The sequence below is a fragment of the Sphingobacterium sp. UBA3549 genome, from assembly GCF_002376635.1.
Lineage (GTDB): Bacteria > Bacteroidota > Bacteroidia > Sphingobacteriales > Sphingobacteriaceae > Sphingobacterium.
Genome location: NZ_DFOE01000001.1, coordinates 104901 through 128359, shown reverse-complemented (window position 1 = coordinate 128359; position 23459 = coordinate 104901). Strand labels below are relative to the sequence as shown.

Sequence of the window (23459 nt, the reverse complement as noted above, 5' to 3'; positions counted from 1 at the left end):
TAGTTCGAATTGGTTTAAACATACATATCCAGCGTAAAATGGCACAAAATGATTTCAAACTGGCATGGCGTAAACTTTTAAAAAATAAGGGTTTCACATTTTTGAACATTATCGGACTGACCCTTGGTTTTACAGGTTTTATCCTTTCGTATCAATACATCAATCGCGAAACGAGTTACGATACATGGAATCCACATTTCAAGGATATCTATCAAATTGGTTTGGAAGCCGAAGGCGCTTTTACAGATGAGACCTCGCCTGCTATGGCTCCTTTGTTAAAACAAAATTTACCTGAAATCATCTATGCAGGTCGAAAAATAGTCTACAACTACGGCAGTTATCCCCTTTTTGGTGAAAATACAGTCCTTATTAAAAATGCTGCGCTCATTGACTCCTCTGCGGCACGCATCTTTCAAATCGAAAATGCAACTGGGCCACTCTACAAAAACAAGGAACAAAAGGAAGCGACTATGGTCAAAAGCCATATCGCCGAACAACTATTCAAAAAAGAGGGCCTAAATTTCGACAGTCCCCATTCGATTCCAGCTCAAAGCCTTGCTCTAGGTGTGCACGAGACGATTTATGGCACCATCAAAGAAAAAGGTCTATCCATAATTGATTATGATCTCCTTTTTATCCGTGAACCGCAGGATCTCTTTGCCGATAATAATCCTTTTTTGTATCAAACTTTTATTCAGGTTCGGCCCGGTACGGATATCGCGAATTTGACGGGTCGCATCAATGCGCTTTACCAGAAAGAAATCGCACCGAAAGATAAAATTCGCTCCTCTAGTTATGCCAAAGGGAAAATCTATCTGGATCCATTGACCAACCTTCACCTTCGGCCAAAAACGGGAAGTAACACGGCTTATATCATCACGTGGATTATTGGTATTCTCTCCGTTTTGATTCTCTTACTCGCCTCAGCCAATTTTGCCAACATGATTATGGCACAGGCGGATCAACGCATTAAGGAACTTGCACTCAAAAAAATATTGGGAAGCTCCCGCTGGGCTATCGTCAGACAATTGGCGCTCGAAGTATTTATTCTGACATTCAGTGCGGCAGGCCTAAGTTTCGTCGCTTTGGCCCTCACAGGAAATATCCTTCAAAAATGGTTCAATGATGACCTTAAAGGCTATATTTTGAGTTCGGAAACAATTGCCCAACTTGCTATTGCCGTACTAATGACAACGGTTCTATCGGCAATATATCCAGCTATCGTACTCTCCGGCTTCAAATCTGTCAATCTCCTAAAAGGTGGACTGACTTCTAATCTCAAAAAAGGCACATTTCGCAACGCATTGCTAACTTTCCAAATCAGTATGGCCATCCTATTTATTTCGGGCATGCTAGTTATTCGAGCACAGCTAAATTATATGCAGCAGACGGATAAAGGATTTGAACCTGCACAGGTCGTCAATTTCAGAGGTGTCGGTATGTATTACGATAATAAAATCGATGGTTCTTATCAACAATTAAAACGTCGGTTAGAGAATGATCCCAGTATTGCCTCAGTCGCATCAGCGACAAATATCCCAGGGGAAGGCGAACAGCCTCCGAAAAAGGATTTTTCCTATATTCAAAAAACCGTTTCATTTGCACATGTCGGTATTGATCCTGGATATTTCAAGACATTAAATATCCCTCATCTAGCGGGAAATATCAACCTGTCCATGGACCAGTTGCTCCGCGACTCGCTATCGAACTATGCGGTCATCAACGAATCTGCTGCCAAAAATTTAGGACTTGCAAACCCCATAGGCGTAAAAATTAAGGGCTGTGATGTTAACTTTGAAATTGTTGGCCTGGTCAAAGACAGTAAAGCTTACGGCTTTGAAAATGTAGTTCAACCGACGATATATTCATTTAAAAGTGAATGTGGCAGTACGCGCTTTCAAACCACACTCATGGTCAAAACAAAATCGGGAATGGTCGATCGGGCAATTCAAACGGTCAAAGCAGAATGGGCGAAAAACCCAGCCGCAAAAGATCTGCCCCTTGATTATTCCTTTATGGATGAGCAATATGCTTTACAACACAAAAAGCAGCAAGAATTGCAGACTGCTTTTAATAGTTTCACAACCCTTTCGGTTATCATCGCGGCTTTAGGGCTATTCAGTATGGCAGCGTATCAGGCGGCATTACGAAAAAAGGAAATGAGTATCCGTAAAGTACTGGGAGCATCGGTACACTTACTGTTTGTTCAACTAAACAAGCCTTTTTTCAAGCTCTTTGTGATCGGAATCGGGATCGCAATTCCAATAGCCTATATGCTTATGAACAAATGGCTTTCCAATTTCGCCTATCATATACAGCTATCCTGGTGGTCGTTTTTGATTCCAATATTTTGCATATTTATGTTGATATTATTTTCCATCAGCTTTCAATCTATAAAAGTCGCAAAAACAAATCCAGTAGACAGTCTGCGGGAAGAATAATAGAACATGAAGAGAACCAATGCCAGTCCATACGCTGCAATCGAATACCAATTGTGGCTACTAGAAAAAATATAAATACGAATATCTAAGATCTCAATATTAAAAAATGATACAATTAAAAAATTTATTCAAGTGGTATAATGTAGGTGGCACACGCTCATTCGTCCTTAAAGATGTAAGTCTCGATATTGCTGAAGGCGATTTTATCTCCATCATGGGGCCATCGGGGTCTGGAAAATCGACCCTGCTGAATATTATCGGCATGCTTGATGAACCTGACGAGGGGGCGTATTTTTTTATGGGCGAGAATGTATTGGAAATGAAAGCGAAAAAAAGAACGCAGCTTTACCAGTCCCATATTGGCTATGTATTTCAGGCTTATCATCTCTTGGATGAATTGACTGTATACGAAAATATCGAAACGCCCTTGATTTATAAAGACATTTCAAGCAAAGAAAGAAAAGCTATTGTGGCCGATATGCTCGATCGTTTTGGCATCGTGGGAAAGAAAGACCTATTTCCAGCGCAGTTATCCGGAGGTCAACAACAGATTGTCGGTATTGCACGTGCATTAGCAGGTTCGCCTAAATTATTACTGGCCGATGAACCTACAGGGAATTTAAACTCCAAACAGGGTGAAGAAATCATGGATCTATTCAAACAGCTCAACGATGACGGTGTGACGATCATACAAGTAACGCATTCGGAAAAGAATGCAGAATACGGCAAAAGAATTGTGAATATGCTGGATGGTCAGCTCAAATAATTGTACGCCAAATTAACCTGAATAATCCCTACCCGGTAAGCAAATTACTGGGGGGATTTTTTTATATTATTTCTCGAATCAATTTTTTAACTTCGTTAGGATGAATGAGAGAGAGTTGAAATCGCTAGTATCACTGTTGGACGACACCGACCAACAGATTGTTCAGGAAGTTGAACACCAATTAAAAAGTCAAGGTCCTGAGATCATACCCCATTTGGAAAGATTTTGGGAATCGAGCTTTGATCCCCATGTACAGGGGCGTCTAGAAAATATCATTCATGAAATTCAGTTTGATCAGACCAAAAATGAGTTACAAATCTGGAACCTGAGCAACTCATTCAACCTACTGGAAGGATTAATTATCCTCAATAATTATCAATATCCTTCCTATGAAAACCATAAAATTGTTTTGGCGATAGAAGACCTCAAAACTGAGGTATGGCGAGGTCTTCATTACGACATGACTCCGCTGGAAAAAGTGAACCTGATGAATCATGTTCTTTTTGGGTCTTTCGGCTTAGCAGGGAATACGAAGGACTATCATCACCCACAGAACTCCTATATTGGCCAGGTACTGGACACAAAAAAAGGAAATCCCCTAACCTTATCCTGCATCTACAGCATCATTGCACAGAAACTGGACATTCCAATCTATGGGATTAATTTACCAAAGCATTTTGTGTTGGCGTATATGGATATGGACGAAGAAGGGAATGAACAAGTTTTATTTTACATCAATGCATTTAACCGGGGTCAGGTAATGCAAAAAAGTGATGTAAATTCATTTCTGAAGCAACTGAACCTATATCCAGATAGCGCGTTTACCTATCCCTGCGATAATGTCACAATCATTAAACGTGCTTTACGAAATTTGATGTCTGCCTACGAAGAGCATGAAAGTTCAAGCAAGCAACAGGAAATCAAAACACTGTTTGAACTGCTTGCTTAAACTATTTATTAAAAGTTTGTAGTCGACCGACCATCCAAAAAGATATAATTTGGACGCAGATTTCCGTATGTTTTTGCTGCAATATCTGGTTGTATGTTACCTTCTTCTAACAATGGGAACCGCGAAATCGTATTATTCGTTAGATCAGAAACATAAAAAAACTTTCCTTCGTCGCGCCGGTCATCAATTGTTACTCCCCAAGGCTCTACTAATCCAGTATTCGCTCCACCGACAACATAATCAGGCTCAACATCTACTTTGTCTGTAGTCCCACTAAACAAAGCGGCAGGATTTTTAAAAAATAATACTTCTTTACCCGATGTTACCGCTAATAAGCCCTTATTGGGTGCATAAGATACGGGGCCCAATTGGGTTCTTCCTTTGATATAGACTTTCATCATAGGCTTGAATTTATCTGAATCGACAATCGTATCACGCGCCTGATTAATCAATTGTTGTTGGAGGTTGGCATAAACTGCAAATCCACTTCCCTTACTCGAGCCATCACTATTAAAACCTATAACTACTAACTTATCATTGTTATTGCTGCCATTGAGCAACGTCAGCGAACTCGGGACAACAGTTCCCAGATTTATCTGCTTATCAATAATAGGGGCTCCACCCTTCGAGCCGACCTTCCCAGTAGGCGTACTTACGGCATACAACATGGAGCTACCGGCTCCACGGTTTGTCACGGCTAAAAGAAACGGAATGGTTGTAGCGGAAGTAGCACTATTTTGTTGCGAAAAAGTGTAGTAGGCCAAGCCCCTGACATTTGTAAAACCTCGGTATCCAATTGCACCAGAAGTACCGGGAATACCATAGATATCATTTGCAAATGGGATAACCTGTATAAATGTATCCTGCGGAGTAATACTTGCCTGGAAAACAGCCTTGGCATTCGCATCAAAGAGAATTGGCCCGCCCCCTTTAGCCGGAGATAGATATTGATAGATATTATCCAAATTGTTGGTATCTGCTGGATCAACAATCATCATATTTTTCAGGGAAGAATTATTCGGATCATAATCTAAAAAAGAGATATACAATCTCGATATCTGCGTGATTCGTCCTTCGTTTGTTGGTTCATCATCCAATCTCTTACAGGAAACAAAACCTATAATACTGATGAATACTATAATAATACAGGATTGAAACGAAAATTTCATATTTTTTTTATTAAAAATAGCGTATTGCGTTAAACATACAAATCTACTAATATATGTAGAAAATAAATGAATTTATATGATTCTTTTAAGGGCAGCCCCTTCAAAGTAAAACGGAAATATTTGTCAATTCGCTACTTTTTGATTAAAATTGCCTTTGTTTTTGTTAGCATATACGATTATGGAAAATAAGGAATTTGTAAGGGAGACATTGACGTTACCTGGAGAAGGCAAGAAATTACTCTTACACTCCTGCTGTGCTCCTTGTTCTGGAGAAGTAATGGAAGCACTCATTGCTTCAGATATCGATTTTACGATTTATTTTTACAATCCCAATATTCATCCACGCAAAGAATATGATTTACGCAAAGACGAGAACATTCGATTTGCAGAAAAACATCATATTCCTTTTATTGATGCAGATTATGATGTAGACCATTGGTTTGATTTAGCCAAGGGGATGGAACAAGAGCCGGAGAGAGGTATTCGCTGCACGATGTGTTTTGATATGCGTTTTGAAAAAACAGCGGAGTATGCAGCGGCGAATGGCTTTGATGTGATTTCTAGTTCACTGGGCATTTCACGCTGGAAAAATATGGAGCAAATCAACGATTGCGGCTTACGTGCGGCTTCGCGGCATGAAGGTATGGAATATTGGACCTTCAACTGGCGTAAGAAAGGTGGATCGGCCCGTATGTTGGAAGTCTCCAAGAAGGAGAAATTCTATATGCAGGAGTATTGCGGCTGCGCTTATTCGCTGCGCGACACGAATAAATGGCGCATGGCAAATGGGCGCGAAAAGATAGAGTTAGGCAAAAATTATTATGAATAAGCCCTATAATTGGTAGGTATAAAGCTTGGCCTTAGAATATTTAAAAAAATATTTCGATCCTAATGATTTTATACATACCTTTGCAGGCTCAAATGCAAGATTGTGAAACATCTAAAACAATATAGAATTCCCTTTTCGGGGCTCAACGCTGGAAAGCACAATTTTGAGTTTGACATTAATAAAAAGTTCTTTGACTGCTACGAACATTCGATTGTAAAAGATGGCAATCTGGAAGCAGAAGTTGAGTTGCAAAAACAGGAGAACCTGTTGATATTGCATTTTGATATCCAAGGTGAAATTCAGTTGACTTGTGATACCTGCTTAAAAGAGTTTATGTCACCGATTTCAATTCAAGAGCGGATATTAGTCAAATTCACGGATGAAGATTGGACAGATAACACCGAAGAGGTGTTAATTTTATCCAAAAGCGACCATGAGTTGGATATAGCTGAGCTATTGTATGAATACATTAATTTAGCTGTTCCCTATATCGTCAAATGTGAAGAGCAGGGAGAAGGCATACAATGTGATCCTGAGATGCTCGCATTATTCACAAGCGAGCCAGAATCAGAGGAACAAAAAGAAGAAGAAATTATCGACCCACGTTGGGAAGCATTGAGAAATATTAAAAATAACTAAAACAAGAATACGAGATGGCACATCCAAAACGTAAGACTTCTAAATCAAGAAGAGACAAAAGAAGAACACATTATAAAGCTGAAGCTCCAAGCTTGACAGTATGTAAAGAAACTGGCGCAGTTCATTTACCTCACCGTGCATATACTGTAGACGGAAATTTGTACTACAACGGTAAATTGATCATTGAAAATACAGCTGTTGTCTAAGGTAAACCTTTCATAACGCCAAAACATCCCAGACAAGCACTATTTTAGAAATTTGCTTTACTTTGGGATGTTTTTTGCGTATTATTGATTTACTAAATAATAACGGATGAAGATTGGTTTAGATATTTTAGGAGGAGATTATGCTCCTAAAGCAACGATAACAGGTGCTATTGAAGCACAAAAGCAGCTTACTGGAGACCAAAAAATAGTCCTTTTTGGTAAAACTGAAGAGACAAAACAATTAATCAATCAAGCCGGAGGAAATTCATCTGACTTTGAATATGTTGAGGCTCCAGAAATTATTGCGATGGGTGAACATCCAACCAAAGCAATAACTCAAAAACCCAACTCAAGTATTGCGAAGGGATTTGACTATTTAAAAAACAAAGAAATCGACTCATTCGCTTCTGCTGGTAACACCGGCGCTATGCTCGTGGGCTCGATGTTCAGCGTTAAAGCTATCCCAGGCGTATTGCGTCCTGCTATAGCATCCATCGTTCCCAAATTGAAATCAGGCTTCGGGATCTTATTGGACGTCGGCGCAAATGCGGACTGTAAACCAGAGATGTTGAACCAATTTGCAATCTTGGGAAGTGTCTTTGCCGAACATGTGTTCAATGTATCCAACCCTAAAGTCGGATTATTGAATATCGGAGAAGAAGAAGAAAAAGGAAACATCCTAACAACCTCTACCTACCCCCTACTAAAAGCCAACGACAAAATTAACTTTATCGGAAATGCAGAAGGTCGCGACCTGTTCAGTGACCATGCAGACGTATATGTCTGTGATGGATTTACAGGAAATGTCGTCTTGAAACTTGCAGAATCATTTTATGTAGTAACGTTGAAAAAGGGTTTTAAAGATGATTTTTTCGACCGATTCAACTACGAACAGTACGGCGGTAGCCCCATCCTGGGAGTAAATGCTCCTGTCATTATTGGCCACGGTATTTCGACACCTGAGGCCATTAAAAATATGGTTTTATTTTCAAGAGATATGATCGAGTCTAAGTTCATTGACAGCATCAGATCTATTTTCAATTAGAATATTTATGTCAAAGATTCACGCCGCAATTACGGCTGTAAATGGTTACGTTCCGGATTACATCCTAACCAACAAAGAATTGGAAACAATGGTCGACACTAACGACGAGTGGATCGTTTCCAGAACGGGAATCAAAGAGCGTCGCATCTTAAAAGGCGAAGGGCTTGCTACTTCAGATCTTGCTGTACCTGCCGTTCAAGGTTTATTGAAAAAAAGAGGCATAGCTGCTACAGATATTGATCTCATCATCTTTTGTACCAGTACTCCAGATATGCTGTTCCCTGCCACAGCTAATATTCTTGCCGATAAAATTGGAGCGACCAATGCTTGGGGATTTGATCTTCAGGCTGCATGCTCAGGATTTTTATTCGGTTTGAACACGGCAACGCAATTTATCATTGCCGGTACACACAAAAAAGTACTCGTTATCGGTGCAGACAAAATGTCTTCGGTCATCAATTATCAAGACCGCAATACCTGTATCCTATTTGGTGATGGTTGTGGTTGTGTCCTATTGGAACCTAATGAAGAGGGTTTAGGTATACAAGATGCAATTTTAAAAACCGATGGTTCTGGGGGACAATTTTTGAATATCAAAGGTGGTGGATCACTTAACCCAGCCTCGCATGCAACGGTAGATGCCGGATTGCACTATGCCTATCAAGAAGGCCGCACAGTATTTAAATTTGCGGTAACCAATATGGCAGATGTTGCGCACGAAGTGATGGTCAAAAACAATCTTAAATCGGAAGATATCGCGTGGTTGGTACCTCATCAGGCCAATAAACGTATCATTGATGCTACAGCAGAGCGCGTGGGATTGCCGGATGAGAAGGTCATGGTGAACATTCAAAAATATGGTAACACAACAAGTGGTACAATCCCTTTGTGTTTATGGGAATGGGAATCGCAATTGAAGAAAGGAGATAATCTTATCCTTGCCGCTTTCGGCGGTGGTTTCACTTGGGGATCCATCTATTTAAAATGGGCGTATTAATTGTCCATTTTATGGTATAATTTATTACTTTTGACAGTTAGAATTTTTTAGAAACAAACAAAACCTAGAATACTATGGGTATGGATATCAAACAAATTCAGGACTTGATTAAATTCGTTTCAAAATCAGGTGTGAATGAAGTCTCGATTGAAGAGCAAGATTTTAAAATTACAATAAAAACAAATCAAGAGCCTACGTATGTAACAGCTTCTGTTCCTGCTGTTGCCCCTATCGCTGCTCCTCAAGTTGCGCAAGCAGCGGCACCAGCTCCTGTAGCTAGTCCTGCAGCGCCAGCCGCAAATGCAGATGCAAACTTGATTACAATCAAATCACCAATGATCGGTACATTCTACCGTTCGGCAGGACCTGGCAAACCGTCTTTCATCAATGTTGGTGATGATATCAATACAGGTTCTGTATTATGTATCGTTGAAGCAATGAAATTATTCAACGAAATTGAATCTGAAGTTTCAGGTAAAATCGTTAAGATTTTGGTAGAAGATGCTCAACCTGTTGAGTTCGACCAGCCATTATTCTTAGTTGAGCCTAAATAATTTACAATTGTGTAAATGAATATATGTAGCCTCCAAAGGGCTACATTTTTTTGCAAACTTCATAATTCAAGACAATGTTCAAAAAAATATTAATTGCAAATAGAGGAGAGATTGCCCTGCGCATTATCCGTACCTGTCGTGAAATGGGTATCAAAAGTGTTGCAGTATATTCTACTGCTGACCGAGATAGCCTACACGTAAGATTTGCGGATGAAGCCGTTTGTATCGGTCCTCCTCCAAGTAGAGACTCTTACTTAAACATTCCGAATATTATTTCTGCTGCCGAACTGACAAATGCTGATGCAATCCATCCAGGATATGGTTTCTTATCCGAAAATGCGCGCTTTTCAGCAATATGTGCAGAATATGGCATCAAATTTATTGGTGCTACAGCCGAACAGATCGAGAAAATGGGTGATAAATCCCGTGCTAAGGATACCATGAAAAAAGCTGGTGTTCCTACAGTGCCCGGATCTGAAGGTTTGATCTCAAATGTAAAAGAAGGCATTTCATTAGCCAATGAAATCGGTTATCCTGTTATCATCAAAGCAACTGCTGGTGGTGGTGGTCGAGGAATGCGTATCATTTGGAAAGATGAAGAATTCGAACCGGCGTGGGATTCTGCACGTGTTGAATCAGCTGCGGCTTTCGGTAATGATGGAATCTACCTTGAAAAATATGTAGAAGAACCTCGTCATATTGAATTCCAGATTGTAGGTGATCAATTTGGCACTGTATGTCACCTATCTGAACGTGACTGCTCAATTCAACGCCGTCACCAAAAATTGATCGAAGAATCTCCATCTCCATTCATGACTCCTGAGTTGAGAGCCGAAATGGGTGAAGCTGCTGTCAAAGGTGCCAAAGCGGTGAACTATGAGGGCGCTGGTACGATCGAATTCCTGGTTGACAAACATCGTAACTTCTACTTTATGGAAATGAATACCCGTATCCAGGTAGAACATCCAGTAACGGAAGAAGTCATCAATTTTGATTTGATCAAAGAACAGATTAAAGTGGCAGCAGGAATTCCTATCTCGGGAAAAAATTATGAACCGCAGATGCATGCCATTGAATGTCGTATCAATGCAGAAGATCCTTTTAATAACTTCCGCCCTTCTCCAGGTAAGATCACGAACTTTCACTCACCAGGTGGGCATGGAGTACGTGTAGATACCCATGTATATTCAGGATACACCATTCCGCCTAATTACGATTCGATGATTGCGAAATTAATCACTGTGGCACAAACGCGTGAGGAAGCAATCAGCACTATGGAAAGAGCACTAAGCGAATTTGTCATTGAAGGAATCAAAACAACCATCCCTTTGCACTTAAGATTGATGCGTGATCCTAATTTTAGAGCAGGTAATTTCACAACGAAGTTTATGGAAACTTTTGACCTAACTGAATATCCTGTAGAAGATTAAATAAAATTATCTTTACACACATAAAAAATACCATTCTTTACAATAAGAATGGTATTTTTGTTTCCAAACAATTTTTATGAGTACACCTAATTCGAAAGATCTTATACAAGCTATTAAAGATAAAGGGAAGAACATAGAAGCAGAGATGTCGTTCTTTGACCACCTTGAGGTTTTAAGATGGCATTTGGTCCGTTCGGCAATTGCGATCTGTATCTTTGCAGGTATTGCTTTTACATTCTATGATTTCGTATTTAACGATATCATCATGGGGCCAAAGAATCTAAATTTTTGGACTTATCGCATGATGTGTAAAGCAGCCGACGCTTTTAATCTGGCAGACTTTTGTGTAAAAAAAATTCCTTTTAATATCATCAATACTGAACTAGCAGGTCAATTTATGCTTCAGATAAACTCCTGTTTATTGATGGCTTTGATGATGGGCTTTCCTTATCTCCTTTTTGAAATTTGGTTATTTGTAAAACCAGCTTTAACAGACGTAGAAAGACGATCTGCCCGTGGGTTTGTATTTTATGCTTCGCTATTGTTTATTTTAGGGGCACTCTTCGGATACTACATTGTTGTACCATTATCCATCAACTTTCTAGCAAATGTATCGCTGAGTGATGAAATCGTCAACCAGATTACCATTGATAATTACCTCTCGACCATTTCAACTTTAACATTGGGCTGTGGTATTGTCTTCCTACTTCCGATACTGGTATTTATTCTCTCTAAAATCGGTATTATGACTCCGGAATTTATGCGAGCCAGCCGTCGTTATGCAACAGTCATTATTTTAGTGATAGCTGCGGTTATTACACCTTCGGCAGATATAATCACCATGCTGACAGTTGCGGCACCAATGTTCCTATTATATGAAATCAGTATTATGGTTTCTGCGGATGTTAAAAGAAAAAAATTAGCACAAGAAAAATAAAATAACAATAAAAATGAGCAGCGTAAAGAAAATTGCAATTGGAAGTGACCACGCGGGTTTTGACTACAAAACAGCTTTGGTAAGCTTTTTGAAAGAATTGGGTTATGAAGTAACAGATTTTGGGACAAATTCTCCAGACTCAGTTGACTATCCAGATTTCGCACACCCAGTTGCATCAGCAGTGGAAAATAAAGAAGCAGATGCCGGAGTTTTAATTTGTGGCAGTGCAAATGGAGTTGCCATCACAGCCAATAAACACCAAAATATTCGTGCTGCTATCTGCTGGTTAGAGGAAATCTCTGCTTTGGCCCGTCAGCATAATGATGCTAACGTAGTGTGTATCCCAGCACGTTTTATCGATCTTGAGCTTGCTAAAAAGATTATCAATACATTTATAAACACAGCATTCGAAGGTGGCCGTCACGCTAATCGGGTAGACAAAATCGCTTGTAGCTGTTAATAAATTAACATATTTTAAGATGCGGATGAAAGGTAAACAATACTTTTCATCCGCTTTTTTTTATATATTGTGCAGATACTGAACGTACTTACATCTATCTGTAAGAAGATAGCGGCGGTGGAGCCAACTGAAAACTCAAGATAAAGCTTACAAACTAGTAACAGTAAAAAATAAACAATGAAAAAAATATACAACCTGCTTTGGATCGCATGCGTGCTGATGAGCTGTGCTAAAGCACAGGACGTAAACAGTAAATATGCGGAGGAAATCACCGTAGAATCTACGCAAAAGCATCTACGCACCTTAGCTTCTGTTGATTTTGAAGGCAGAGGAACGGGGCAAAAAGGCGGACGCCTGGCTGCAGAATATATTGCCAATGAATTTAAAAAATATGGCCTTACTGCACCTGTCAATGGATCTTATTTCCAACCCTTGCAGCTTATTCGAAATAGCTTCAAGGTAAAGCAATTTAGTATTAATGAGAGACCTTTTCAACATGGCAAAGATATTTTTGTCATTGGCAACAATGAAAACAAGTTTTTCGAGGGTAGTGAAATTGTTTTTATTGGCTATGGTATTGATGATCCCAAATATTCGGATATCGCTGGTATGGATCTCCATAATAAGATTGTTATGCTAATCAATGAGCATGAACCAACGGATGAAAAGGGTAATTCATGGATTAGCAGCACAAAGACTCCGTCTAACTGGTCGACAACCAGAAATAAAAAAGTTAAGGAAATCCTTAAACACAATCCTAAGATGATATTGGCTATTAACAGTCAATTATCTCAACTTTTGGAAGATGCTGGAGACCGGGCTACAGAAGGACGCTATAATTTAGCGATAGATCAACCCGCACCGGAGAAGTCGCCTATGATCCCTGTTGTCAATATTACTGATCATGCAGCCAACTATGTTTTGAATCTAGCGCGAACTAACCTTGCCGCTATAGTTTCAAAGATTAATCGATCTGGACAGCCAAGTTCTTTTGTTATTCCTACTAATTTTAAAGCCGAGTTTGGCACCAATGCCACTACTCTAACTGACCCAAATATTCTTGGTTACCTGGAAGGAACAGATAAAAAAGATGAAGTCGTGGTGATTGGAGGCCACTATGACCACGATGGAATAGATTCCAAAGGAAATATCTTCTTTGGGGCCGATGACAATGCCTCGGGCACAACGGCTGTTCTCGAGTTGGCACGTGTTTTTTCAAAGGCTAAATCTGCTGGAAATGGCCCTAGGCGCAGTATGTTGTTCATTACCTACGCTGCAGAGGAAAAAGGATTATTAGGATCCAAATTTTATACCGAAAATCCAGTGTTCCCATTGAAAAATACTGTAGCCTGCATTAATATTGATATGATTGGTCGTGTCGACGATAAGCATCTCAAAGGAAATCACAATTACATCCATGCGATTGGTTCGGATAAATTGAGCTCGGAGTTGTATCAAATCAATAAGAATGAGAATGAGATGCATACGAAAATGGAGATCGACTACACCTATGACAATCCAAAGGATCCCATGCGTTTGTATTATCGTTCAGATCATTACAACTTTGCAAAAAAAGGTATACCCTCAGTCTTTTATTTTTCGGGATTGCATCCGGACTATCACACACCTGCGGACACCTATGACAAGATCGATTTTCCCTTGATGGTAAAGCGCGAGCAACTTGCATTCTTTACTGCATGGCAAATTGCCAATCGGGAAAATCGCCTCGTTGTTGACACCAATAAGGAATAAGACCGAATTATCCGCAGCAATTAAAATTATTTTACCGTATAAAAAAAGGCAAGTGAACAAAGGTTTACTTGCTTTTTTTATACGGTAAAATGACCTTTAGGATAAACATTTTATGGGTAATTATTGTTAACTTTAATACAAAAAACAAGTATAATTTATGGCTTTTGTAGATTACTATAAAGTGCTTGGCACTGATAAGACAGCCTCAGCTGATGAGATCAAAAAAGCATATCGAAAACTAGCCCGCAAATACCATCCTGATGTCAACCCTAACGACAATGAGGCCAAACAAAGATTTCAGGAGATTAATGAGGCAAATGAGGTATTATCTGACCCTGAAAAGCGTAAAAAGTATGACCAATATGGTGAGCACTGGCAACATGGGGAGGAATATGAAAAAGCGCAACAGCAATACCGCCAATCCCAGTCGGCTGGAGGCAATCCATTTGGCGGAAACAGCGGTTCTTACGAATATACCGGAAACTTTGACGACGGCCAATTTTCTGATTTCTTTGAACAGATGTTTGGGAGCAGAGGTGGTGGCGGACGGCAAAGCACATTCCGTGGACAGGATTTTAATGCCGAACTCAGCTTATCTTTACAAGAGGCTTACACCACCCATTCACAAACATTTAATATCAACGGAAAAAATATCCGTATCACGATTCATGCGGGAGTCGAGGATGGACAAAAAATCAAACTTAAAGGTTATGGAGGCGATGGTATAAATGGTGGTCCAAAGGGAGATCTCTACATAACAATCAACATCGCGCCCGATGGTCGTTTTAAACGTCAGGGAAGCGACTTGTATACAACACTTGACATCGATCTCTACACCGCTATCTTAGGCGGCGAGGCTACGCTAGATACATTCGGTGGAAAAGTAAAATTAAAAATAAAAGCTGAAAGTCAAAATGGTGCAAAAATGCGTCTTAAAGGAAAAGGTTTTCCTGTGTATCGAAAGGAGGGCGAATTTGGAGATCTATATGTTACATTGAATATACAAATGCCGAGTAATCTGACTGCCGAAGAAAAAACATTGTTTCAACAATTGAAGGATCTAAAGAAATAATATTATGGAAACGACACTTATAAGAGTCATAGACTTCTGTCAGTCTAGAAAGGTTGAAACAACCTTTTTGGAAACCATGGTGGAATATGGCCTCATACACATCGTCATTCAACAGGAAGAACAATATATCGATGAAGACGATCTTCAGAAACTGGAACGTTTTTCAAATCTCTATTACGAGCTAGAAGTGAATCCTGCCGGAATTCAGGTGGCCAGCCATTTATTGGAAAAAGTGGAGCAGCTTCAAAATGAAATCTGGCATTTAAAGAATAAATTAAAATCCNNGGATTTTAATTTATTCTTTAAAATTCGACATCTCGCTCTGTATTTACTTTGGTCTGCCAAACAATTTTATCTTTCAAAGTCGTGTACAGAATTTCATAATCTCCTTTACAGGTGACAAAGGATCCATAAAAATCATTGGGCTTCATCACACGATAAACAACCAATTTTCTTTTCCCCTCAACCACACCATAGGCTTTCATTAACATAAAGCCTGTTTTGTTTATCTTTTCTTCAGGAATTTTATAATCCAAATGTGAACGGCTAATACCGTCATCTGGGCATAAAATTTCGGTACGGCTCGGTGTAAACTTATAACGATCGCGATACATGGCCACATTCGACATTACGATATCCTTAGCCCATGCAACGTCGGTAAAATTCTCGGGGACGAGAAAAATCAAAGACACCATTTTTTCTTGCCAAAGGCGGCCGTTAAAAGGGATGACAAAATGAAGCAACTTCTGCCTTTTAAACGTTGTGATGTTATAAAAATATCGACCTTCTTTATGCTGCTCACGTTGAAAAGAACTTAGATTCAGCAGATGGTTTTTCTTTCCTTTTACATTTGGTGAATTGTTCACTATGGCAAGCATATCATAGCTATATTTCCCCGCTAAATGTCCAGAAAATAGCACGCTGTAAGCAGTGTCCGAATATCGCAAGTGGCGTAACACCTTGCGAAACCTACGCGTAACTTTATCGGCATTGATTGGACTCGTATTGCCTTGCCAATTTTTATCCTCCATAATATCATCCCCTAAAAATACGGTGAGCTCTTTATTGAGATTAACAAAATATTCGTCTCCCTCGACAGCAAAACCGTTAGGAACGACCTGATAAGATTTACATGAAGAGAGCGTCGCAAAGGCGATAATGACATAGAAGACTCGGATGATTATGGTGTGCATAATATAATACTTGATGTTTTATTTTGCTAGATTAAGACGAATGGGCAATGTATAGGCAACTCGTACTGGTTTACCGCCGACGAGCGCCGGTTTCCATCGCTTTGCACGTTCCATGAGTTTCAACGTTGCTTCTTTGGTGCCATAACCGAGATCCTTTTTTACTTTAATATGGGATAAGCTACCATCTATTTCAATAATAAAATTGACTTCAATCATACCACTGACATCATGTTCCACAGCCTGTTTTGGAAACTGAAAATTATTGCCTACCCAAATCATAAATGACTGCATTCCTCTTTCTGGAACTGGCTTCACTTCGACCTGATCAAAAGGCATCGTATCCGATTGTTCATTGGACTGTATGTGGCTACGCTTTGTTTGTTTAGGCGGGTAGGTCTGATGATCGAATGTTGCCACCTGCTTAACCCCTGACTCAACAGCTAAAACCATTCCTTTTGCCCTACTCGTATTGAATACTAAAGTAGATAAGGTTATCAAAAATAGCATGGGTAACACCGTTACATATAACAGGCGCTGTCTCGGGTTCGATTTATCTTTAAATAACATCCTGATGCGCAACTTTAAAAACGAATGATTCGAAAATTCTTGTGAAAAAACCAATTGGTCTGTTCGCAATGCATGAGCGACCAACATTTCTGCATAGGCCACCTTATCGGCAGAACAAATTTCATCTACAATATATTCATGTTGAAACCGTATTTCTCTTTGAAGAAAATAGACAACAGGATTGAACCAATTGAAAATTTTCAGGATCTCAATCAATAGCAAGTCGTATGAATGCCCCTGTTCAGTATGGATCTGTTCATGCCATGCAATATTTTCCTTGTTGTAGGTCAATCTCCCGATTACAATCCTATTAAAAAAGGAAAAACTTAGGTGATCAGGCGAAGAACGCAATACCCGAAAAAGATAGCTGATTCGGACCATTAGGAAAAGGCAGGCGAGTATCACCCCTATCCAATAAATCTTTACAATTATATCTAAAAAAAATAAGGGCTGTTCAATTGAGCTTCCAATTCCTATATCCACATATGTTCCCAGATCGATCTTTACAAGATGTTTGGAAATCAGCTCAGTCTTTGGTAATTCAATAAAAATACCTACCGGAGCCAATAGCGAAAATATGGACATTCCGATGAGATAGATCCGATTCCATTGAAAAAAAGTGAGCCTTCTAAAAATCAGTTTATAGAGTACAAAACTGATAATCAATGAAACATTGACAATCAATAAATAAATCATAATCAAAAAGTTTATAAAGGTTTTGGTTGTTACTTATTACGTTCAATTATAGACAGGATTTCATCAAGTTCCCTAACGTCTAATCTATTCTCTTCCAAAAAATAAGAAAGCATACTTTTGGGGGAATTATCAAAATAATTGGTTAGTAATTTTCCTGTAAGACCTTTCTTATATTCCTCTTTTGAAATCTTCGGTGAATACTGATGGCTTTTTCCAAAAGATTCATGCGTCACAAAACCCTTCGTTTCGAGAATACGAACGATAGTCGACACTGTATTGTAGGCAGGTTTCGGTTCTGGCAACCGATCAATAATCTCTTTGACAAAGCCACGCTCCATCTCCCAGAGCTCTTTCATAATTTGCTCTTCAGCTTTCGTTAACTCTTTAAAATCTTCCATAACCTCTATAGAATAAAAAAATACTGTAATAATAATACGTTATCTAAGTTAAAACTAAATATTTAGTTTCACAACTGTATTTTTAGTTTTAAAATAAATAACTGATAAACAATGCTTATTATTAAAGATTCGAATTTAATCTTCGAAGTTCTTCTTGCGTGAAGCTTTCAGTTGAGCTTGTTGCTTCTTTCTGTCTAACCTTTTTAAAATACTTGAATAAGGTATTCTTGTTTTCTTTCGGGCCTTTATTGGTACAAGCGCGGACTCCAAAATACGCCTAAAGCGATCGATTGCAATTTCTTTATTCCGAATCTGTGATCGATCGATATCACATTCCAGTTGCAATATTCCATATTTATTTATGCGATTTGCCAAAACTGTATAAATCATCGCTTTTTCTTCAACAGAAACAGCTGTGGAAACCTCGACATTCCACTGCAGCAATACTTTGGATGACACCTTGTTTACGTGTTGTCCACCTGCTCCGCCTGACCTGGAAAACTTAAACGTCAGTTCGCCTATTACTCCTTCTAAATTCATTTTTCTTTAAATGCTTCTTCTATCTTTTCCATTTTCTTTAGTAAAAAACCCAATTTTTCCACTTGGTCCCGTTGTACTTCGGCAAGTTCCTGCTCTTTGCGGATAATGAGGTGATCAATTTTCTCATGCAATTCCCTAATTTCGAGTTCGGCTTTTAAGTTAACCATATAATCATTTCTTGCCCGTTCGCGATCTTTATCTTCCTGCCTATTTTGGCTCATCATAATAACGGGAGCCTGTAACGCTGCCACACAGGACAGAATCAGGTTAAGTAAAATAAAGGGATAGGGATCAAAACCTTTATTATTTAACCAATAGATATTGGCTAAGATCCAAACGATCAAAAAAAAGATAAAAGAAATAATAAATACCCAGCTTCCACCAAATTCCGCCACTTTATCTGCAACTTTGTCCCCTAAGCTGATCGGTTCATTTGTATCCCCATCCAGACTCGCGCTGATTACCTTATTTTCCTTGAAGCTATCAATTACCTGTTGATCGAGTTGACTTAACTGTCCCGACTCATCCCTTAAAAATTCGGATATATAAGCTTCTTTGAACCGTGTCAACTCTGTGGAAGCGATGTATTTATCTTTACCAAAGCTCGGATACTCCTTTTTTATCAGTTTAAAAATTGGCTGTCGAATTGAAGCCCCCAAAATACGTTGTTCAGAAGGAAACTGCTGTCCTGAAATATCACTTATAAAGTTATCCATATACCGATTAAATGTCTATTTAAAGATAGCGCTTTTTAACCAATCAAAAAATTCACAAAACTATGGCAATTGGTTTTTGTTATTTTACGCATAAATAGTCGAAATTTGCAGCACAAAATTTAGGAATAAGCATGCTAAATTTTTCATGTTTTCTTGAAATGATTGAAGAAGACAATCGTTAGACTAAAATTGCTTCTTCGTTGTCTGATGAATAAATGTACTAAATATGCGATAAACATCGCATGTGTTTAGACGAAAATAGTCGGAATACTAACATGAGGTTCACGTTAGCCTTTAAACAAAATTGAACAGTGCATACTAGAGATGCAGTTAAATATACGCTCAGACATAATTACGCAGATGAAAATAGGAATTGTTTGTTATCCCACCTTTGGTGGAAGTGGTGTAGTTGCAACCGAACTAGGAAAGGCTTTGGCCGCTAATGGACATGAGATCCATTTTATTACCTATCGACAACCTGCACGGCTGGATTTCTTTTCTGAAAACCTATACTACCATGAGGTAGCTGTTTCGCAATATCCGCTTTTTGACTTTCTACCCTATGAATCTGCATTAGCCAGCAAACTGGTAGATGTTGTTCGTTTCGAAAAGTTGGATTTGATCCACGTCCACTATGCAATCCCACATGCATCAGCGGCATTTATGGCAAAACAGATCTTGCTTACTACCTATGGCATTAATATTCCGGTAGTAACAACCTTACATGGCACAGATATTACACTTGTAGGTAAGGACAAGAGTTTTAGTCCCGTTGTTACATTCTCCATCAATCAATCAGATGGCGTAACTGCTGTATCACAGAATCTAAAAGATCAGACGCTGGGATACTTTGACATTACCCGCGACATCAAGGTGATCCCAAACTTTATTGATTTGGACAGGTTCAGCAATAAAGACCGTTCACATTTCAAAAAAGCCATTGCTCCGGGCAATGAACGGATATTGGTTCATACGTCCAACTTCAGAAAGGTTAAAAATACTGAAGATGTCATTCGTATTTTTAAGAAAGTACATGATGTAATCCCTTCGAAGCTCTTAATGGTAGGAGATGGTCCTGAGCGTCGAAACGCAGAAGAGCTTTCGAGAGAACTTAATGTATGTCAAGACATACGTTTCTTGGGTAAACAAGATGCAGTGGAAGAAATACTGTCTGTATCGGATCTTTTCCTAATGCCTTCAAGCTCGGAAAGCTTCGGACTCGCAGCACTAGAGGCCATGGCCTGTCAAGTTCCGGTGATTTCTTCCAATACCGGTGGTTTACCTGAGCTGAATGAAAATGGTGTAACTGGATTTCTCAGTGCGGTAGGCGATGTGGATGACATGGCAAAAAATGCAATCTATATTCTCGAAGATGGTGAGCGTCTAGATAAATTTAAAGAAGCAGCATTAAATCACGCCAAAGAATTCCAATTGTCTAATATTATGCCTCTTTATGAACAATATTACCAAAAAGTCATTAGTGAAACAATAAAACCACAATAAATATCACTTTAAGTCCTAGGGGATAAAAAAAATATTTTATCTTTGACCTTTGGAAAATTTCCAAAAAAACAATTATGAAATACAAACGTATCTTATTAAAACTTAGCGGTGAATCCTTAATGGGTGACCAAAGCTATGGTATCGATATTAACCGCGTATCACAATACGCTAATGATATCAAAGAAATTCACGATCAAGGTTTAGAAATTGCAATTGTTATCGGTGGCGGTAATATTTACCGTGGTTTAAGTGCTGAAAAATCAGGAATGGACCGTGTTCAAGCAGACTATATGGGCATGCTTGCCACAGTCATCAACAGCATGGCACTGCAGGATGCACTTGAGAAAGTTGGGAAAAAGACACGTTTGCTTACTGCGATCAAAATGGAGCAAATATGTGAGCCCTTTATTCGTAGAAGAGCCGTTCGCCACTTGGAAAAAGGCCGTATTGTTATTTTCGGAGCTGGTACTGGAAATCCCTACTTCACAACGGATACTGCTGCATCTTTACGTGCGATCGAAATCAATGCAGATGCAGTATTGAAAGGAACACGTGTAGATGGTATTTACACTGCTGATCCGGAAAAAGATCCTAGTGCAACAAAATTTGAGGAAATATCATTCACAGAGGTTTATGAGAAAGGATTAAATGTCATGGATATGACTGCCTTTACCCTTTGTCAAGAAAACAAATTACCAATCATCGTATTTGATATGAACAAACCAGGCAATTTATTAAAACTTGCTAATGGTGAACATGTTGGAACTGTGGTTAAATAATTTAAATCTGTTAAAAACGTAATCTTATATGAACGAACTAATTTCAATTGAATTGGACGATTGTAAAGACAAGATGTCCAAAGCAGTTGCTCACACCGAATCCGAATTAACTAAAATTCGTGCCGGTAAAGCTTCTCCATCTATGTTAGATGGTATTTCAGTAGACTATTATGGTAGCGCCACTCCACTTTCACAAGTGGCAAACATCAATACGACTGATGCACGGACTATTGTTATTCAGCCTTGGGAGAAATCGCTTATCAACGCAATTGAAAAATCTATCACAGACGCTAACCTAGGCATCAACCCGCAGAACGATGGTATCGTTATTCGTCTGAATGTTCCCCCTTTAACAGAAGAAAGGAGACGTGATCTAGTTAAGAAGGTAAAAGAGGAAACTGAAAGAGGCCGTATCGGTATTCGTAACATCCGTAAGGATGTCAATGAGTCCATCAAGAAATTGAAAAATGATGGTGCGTCAGAAGATGAAATTAAAACTGCCGAAGGTGAAGTCCAAAAGTTAACGGACGCATTCATTGTAAAAGTTGATAAATTGGCTGAACTAAAAGAAAAAGATATCATGACTGTTTAAGTCTTCCTACTTAAATAGAAAAAAGGTCTGAAAGTATTCAGACCTTTTTTTTTATAAAGTCATCCGACACTAGTGATCCACCTTAACTCTCCAAAGACCATACTTATCCACTTATAAACTATTGCTTTCCAAATATTTAGTATTTTAAACTCAACGCATCTTTCAAAATATTCCTTGTTGCACCATTGATTTTTAAACAAATAATTGTACATTGTACACTAACAAGTAATCAATTATATGATGAACAATTCTCGCCGTCAATTTTTAAAGCAAGCTGGAATAGGTATTTCGGCAGCTTATCTGGTGCCCAACTTTATATCCTGTCAAAATAAAGCTGGGGCAATCAGCGACAATCCATTACAGAATATAGGCGTACAGCTTTATTCCATTCGTGATTTGATGGATAAAGACCCAAAAGGATCTTTAGAACAAATTGCCAAAATTGGGTACAAACACGTTGAGCTCTATGGGATCGACCCTACGGCTAAGCAGTTTTGGAAATTGCCCTACAAAGAGTTGAAGAAAATATTGGATGACAATGGTCTCAAAACACATTCAGGTCATTACGACATGGCCAAATACCTGAGTAAAGTACATACAGACAAAGAGGACATAGCTGTTTATTTTGATGCGGCAAAAGAACTTGGTCAAGAATATGTAATTGCTCCTGTAACCCCGATGTTCGATCTTAACGCATTGAAAAAAGACGATTATCTCTATGCTGCGGAGCAATTGAATAAAGCTGGTGAGCAGGCTAAAAAATTAGGTTTAAATATAGCTTATCACAACCACTTCTGGGAATTCAGGGATCTTGGAAATAATACAACCGGAGAAGAGGTAATGCTTGCATTTACCGAGCCAGACCTGGTTGATTTTGAGTTAGACCTTTTCTGGGCAGAGAAAGCTGGTAAAAACCCGATAGCGCTCTTCGAAAAGTTTCCAAATCGTTTTAAACTGTGGCATGTCAAAGATATGGACAAAACAAAATCCAATCCTATTGAGTGGCCTAAAGATGGGAATTTGCCTATCGAGCAAATTTTCAAGGATATTAAGTATACTGAGGTGGGAACAGGCAGCATCAATTTCCCTGAAATTGTCAAAGAAAAAAACAAATCGGGACTTAAATATGCCTTTGTTGAACAGGATAATATTGATATGCCAAATAAAATGGAGAGCCTTAAAAAGAGCTATGACTATGTTCAAGCATATCTTACTAAATAAAGAAGGGA

At 38.9% G+C, this 23459-nt stretch carries 25 protein-coding genes; 19 read left to right on the top strand and 6 right to left on the bottom strand.

Features of this window, described 5'->3' with window-relative positions; translation table 11 throughout:
• Window positions 1-38: 38 nt before the first annotated feature.
• The 3 genes from B2W36_RS00610 to B2W36_RS00600 all read left to right on the top strand — a co-directional run bounded on the left by B2W36_RS00610 (window position 39) and on the right by B2W36_RS00600 (window position 4156).
• Window positions 39-2441: an FtsX-like permease family protein gene (locus tag B2W36_RS00610; RefSeq protein WP_293879637.1), complete on the top strand. Its 2403-nt coding sequence runs from the start codon at window positions 39-41 to the stop codon at window positions 2439-2441.
• A gap of 106 nt (window positions 2442-2547) precedes the next feature.
• Window positions 2548-3207 carry an ABC transporter ATP-binding protein gene (locus B2W36_RS00605; RefSeq protein WP_209581685.1) on the top strand — a complete coding sequence of 220 codons (660 nt, stop codon included), beginning with the start codon at window positions 2548-2550 and terminating at the stop codon, window positions 3205-3207.
• Between the two features lie 100 nt (window positions 3208-3307).
• Window positions 3308-4156, top strand: a complete 849-nt coding sequence (locus tag B2W36_RS00600) for a transglutaminase-like domain-containing protein (RefSeq protein WP_293879636.1) — start codon at window positions 3308-3310, stop codon at window positions 4154-4156.
• Between the two features lie 8 nt (window positions 4157-4164).
• Here the strand turns inward: B2W36_RS00600 and B2W36_RS00595 are convergent, their stop codons facing one another.
• Window positions 4165-5325: a hypothetical protein gene (locus B2W36_RS00595; RefSeq protein ID WP_293886109.1), complete on the bottom strand. Its 1161-nt coding sequence runs from the start codon at window positions 5323-5325 to the stop codon at window positions 4165-4167.
• Window positions 5326-5503: 178 nt separating this feature from the next.
• Between B2W36_RS00595 and B2W36_RS00590 the strand changes: the two genes are divergently transcribed.
• From B2W36_RS00590 to B2W36_RS00535, 12 genes are all read left to right on the top strand, one after another.
• Window positions 5504-6154, top strand: a complete 651-nt coding sequence (locus B2W36_RS00590; protein WP_209581691.1) for an epoxyqueuosine reductase QueH — start codon at window positions 5504-5506, stop codon at window positions 6152-6154.
• Window positions 6155-6256: 102 nt separating this feature from the next.
• Entirely contained in the window at window positions 6257-6793 is a 537-nt protein-coding gene (locus B2W36_RS00585) for a YceD family protein (RefSeq protein WP_209581693.1), read from the top strand.
• Between the two features lie 14 nt (window positions 6794-6807).
• Window positions 6808-6999: a 50S ribosomal protein L32 gene (rpmF, locus tag B2W36_RS00580; RefSeq protein ID WP_046672269.1), complete on the top strand. Its 192-nt coding sequence runs from the start codon at window positions 6808-6810 to the stop codon at window positions 6997-6999.
• 106 nt (window positions 7000-7105) lie between these two features.
• Window positions 7106-8044, top strand: a complete 939-nt coding sequence (plsX, locus tag B2W36_RS00575) for a phosphate acyltransferase PlsX (RefSeq protein WP_293879633.1) — start codon at window positions 7106-7108, stop codon at window positions 8042-8044.
• 7 nt (window positions 8045-8051) lie between these two features.
• The gene (locus B2W36_RS00570; protein ID WP_209581697.1) at window positions 8052-9041 is read left to right on the top strand and encodes a beta-ketoacyl-ACP synthase III; all 990 of its coding nucleotides are present in this window, start codon (window positions 8052-8054) and stop codon (window positions 9039-9041) included.
• A 74-nt stretch (window positions 9042-9115) separates the two neighbouring features.
• On the top strand, window positions 9116-9595 hold the full coding sequence (accB, locus tag B2W36_RS00565) for an acetyl-CoA carboxylase biotin carboxyl carrier protein (protein WP_209581723.1): 480 nt from the start codon (window positions 9116-9118) through the stop codon (window positions 9593-9595).
• A 74-nt stretch (window positions 9596-9669) separates the two neighbouring features.
• Window positions 9670-11025, top strand: a complete 1356-nt coding sequence (gene accC, locus B2W36_RS00560; protein ID WP_209581726.1) for an acetyl-CoA carboxylase biotin carboxylase subunit — start codon at window positions 9670-9672, stop codon at window positions 11023-11025.
• Between the two features lie 76 nt (window positions 11026-11101).
• The gene (tatC, locus tag B2W36_RS00555; protein WP_209581730.1) at window positions 11102-11962 is read left to right on the top strand and encodes a twin-arginine translocase subunit TatC; all 861 of its coding nucleotides are present in this window, start codon (window positions 11102-11104) and stop codon (window positions 11960-11962) included.
• Window positions 11963-11975: 13 nt separating this feature from the next.
• Window positions 11976-12422, top strand: coding sequence for a ribose 5-phosphate isomerase B (gene rpiB / locus B2W36_RS00550; RefSeq protein WP_209581732.1), 447 nt, complete (start codon window positions 11976-11978; stop codon window positions 12420-12422).
• Window positions 12423-12599: 177 nt separating this feature from the next.
• Window positions 12600-14174, top strand: a complete 1575-nt coding sequence (locus tag B2W36_RS00545; RefSeq protein WP_293879632.1) for a M28 family peptidase — start codon at window positions 12600-12602, stop codon at window positions 14172-14174.
• A gap of 157 nt (window positions 14175-14331) precedes the next feature.
• The gene (locus B2W36_RS00540) at window positions 14332-15246 is read left to right on the top strand and encodes a J domain-containing protein (RefSeq protein WP_293879631.1); all 915 of its coding nucleotides are present in this window, start codon (window positions 14332-14334) and stop codon (window positions 15244-15246) included.
• A 4-nt stretch (window positions 15247-15250) separates the two neighbouring features.
• The gene (locus tag B2W36_RS00535; protein WP_293886108.1) at window positions 15251-15646 is read left to right on the top strand and encodes a chaperone modulator CbpM; all 396 of its coding nucleotides are present in this window, start codon (window positions 15251-15253) and stop codon (window positions 15644-15646) included.
• Here B2W36_RS00535 and B2W36_RS00530 read toward each other — a convergent pair.
• The 5 genes from B2W36_RS00530 to B2W36_RS00510 form a co-directional block, all read right to left on the bottom strand.
• Complete coding sequence (locus tag B2W36_RS00530; protein ID WP_293879629.1) at window positions 15549-16439, bottom strand: hypothetical protein; 891 nt, start codon at window positions 16437-16439, stop codon at window positions 15549-15551. The genes B2W36_RS00535 and B2W36_RS00530 overlap by 98 nt on opposite strands.
• Window positions 16440-16457: 18 nt before the next feature.
• Window positions 16458-17702: an energy transducer TonB gene (locus tag B2W36_RS00525; protein ID WP_293879628.1), complete on the bottom strand. Its 1245-nt coding sequence runs from the start codon at window positions 17700-17702 to the stop codon at window positions 16458-16460.
• Between the two features lie 29 nt (window positions 17703-17731).
• Complete coding sequence (locus tag B2W36_RS00520; RefSeq protein ID WP_293879627.1) at window positions 17732-18100, bottom strand: BlaI/MecI/CopY family transcriptional regulator; 369 nt, start codon at window positions 18098-18100, stop codon at window positions 17732-17734.
• A 135-nt stretch (window positions 18101-18235) separates the two neighbouring features.
• Complete coding sequence (gene arfB, locus B2W36_RS00515) at window positions 18236-18640, bottom strand: alternative ribosome rescue aminoacyl-tRNA hydrolase ArfB (RefSeq protein WP_209581763.1); 405 nt, start codon at window positions 18638-18640, stop codon at window positions 18236-18238.
• On the bottom strand, window positions 18637-19356 hold the full coding sequence (locus B2W36_RS00510; protein ID WP_209581766.1) for a DUF1003 domain-containing protein: 720 nt from the start codon (window positions 19354-19356) through the stop codon (window positions 18637-18639). Before B2W36_RS00510 ends, arfB begins: the two co-directional genes overlap by 4 nt.
• Before the next feature lie 360 nt (window positions 19357-19716).
• On the opposite strand from B2W36_RS00510, the gene bshA reads away from it, so the two are divergent.
• The 4 genes from bshA (at window position 19717) to B2W36_RS00490 (ending at window position 23451) form a co-directional block, all read left to right on the top strand.
• Window positions 19717-20859, top strand: coding sequence for an N-acetyl-alpha-D-glucosaminyl L-malate synthase BshA (gene bshA, locus B2W36_RS00505; RefSeq protein ID WP_209581770.1), 1143 nt, complete (start codon window positions 19717-19719; stop codon window positions 20857-20859).
• A 74-nt stretch (window positions 20860-20933) separates the two neighbouring features.
• Window positions 20934-21638 (top strand): UMP kinase, encoded by a 705-nt coding sequence (gene pyrH / locus B2W36_RS00500; RefSeq protein WP_075991132.1) that lies wholly within the window; start codon window positions 20934-20936, stop codon window positions 21636-21638.
• Window positions 21639-21666: 28 nt separating this feature from the next.
• Window positions 21667-22230: a ribosome recycling factor gene (gene frr, locus B2W36_RS00495; protein ID WP_209581773.1), complete on the top strand. Its 564-nt coding sequence runs from the start codon at window positions 21667-21669 to the stop codon at window positions 22228-22230.
• 237 nt (window positions 22231-22467) lie between these two features.
• Window positions 22468-23451: a sugar phosphate isomerase/epimerase family protein gene (locus tag B2W36_RS00490; protein ID WP_293879626.1), complete on the top strand. Its 984-nt coding sequence runs from the start codon at window positions 22468-22470 to the stop codon at window positions 23449-23451.
• Window positions 23452-23459 lie beyond the last annotated feature (8 nt).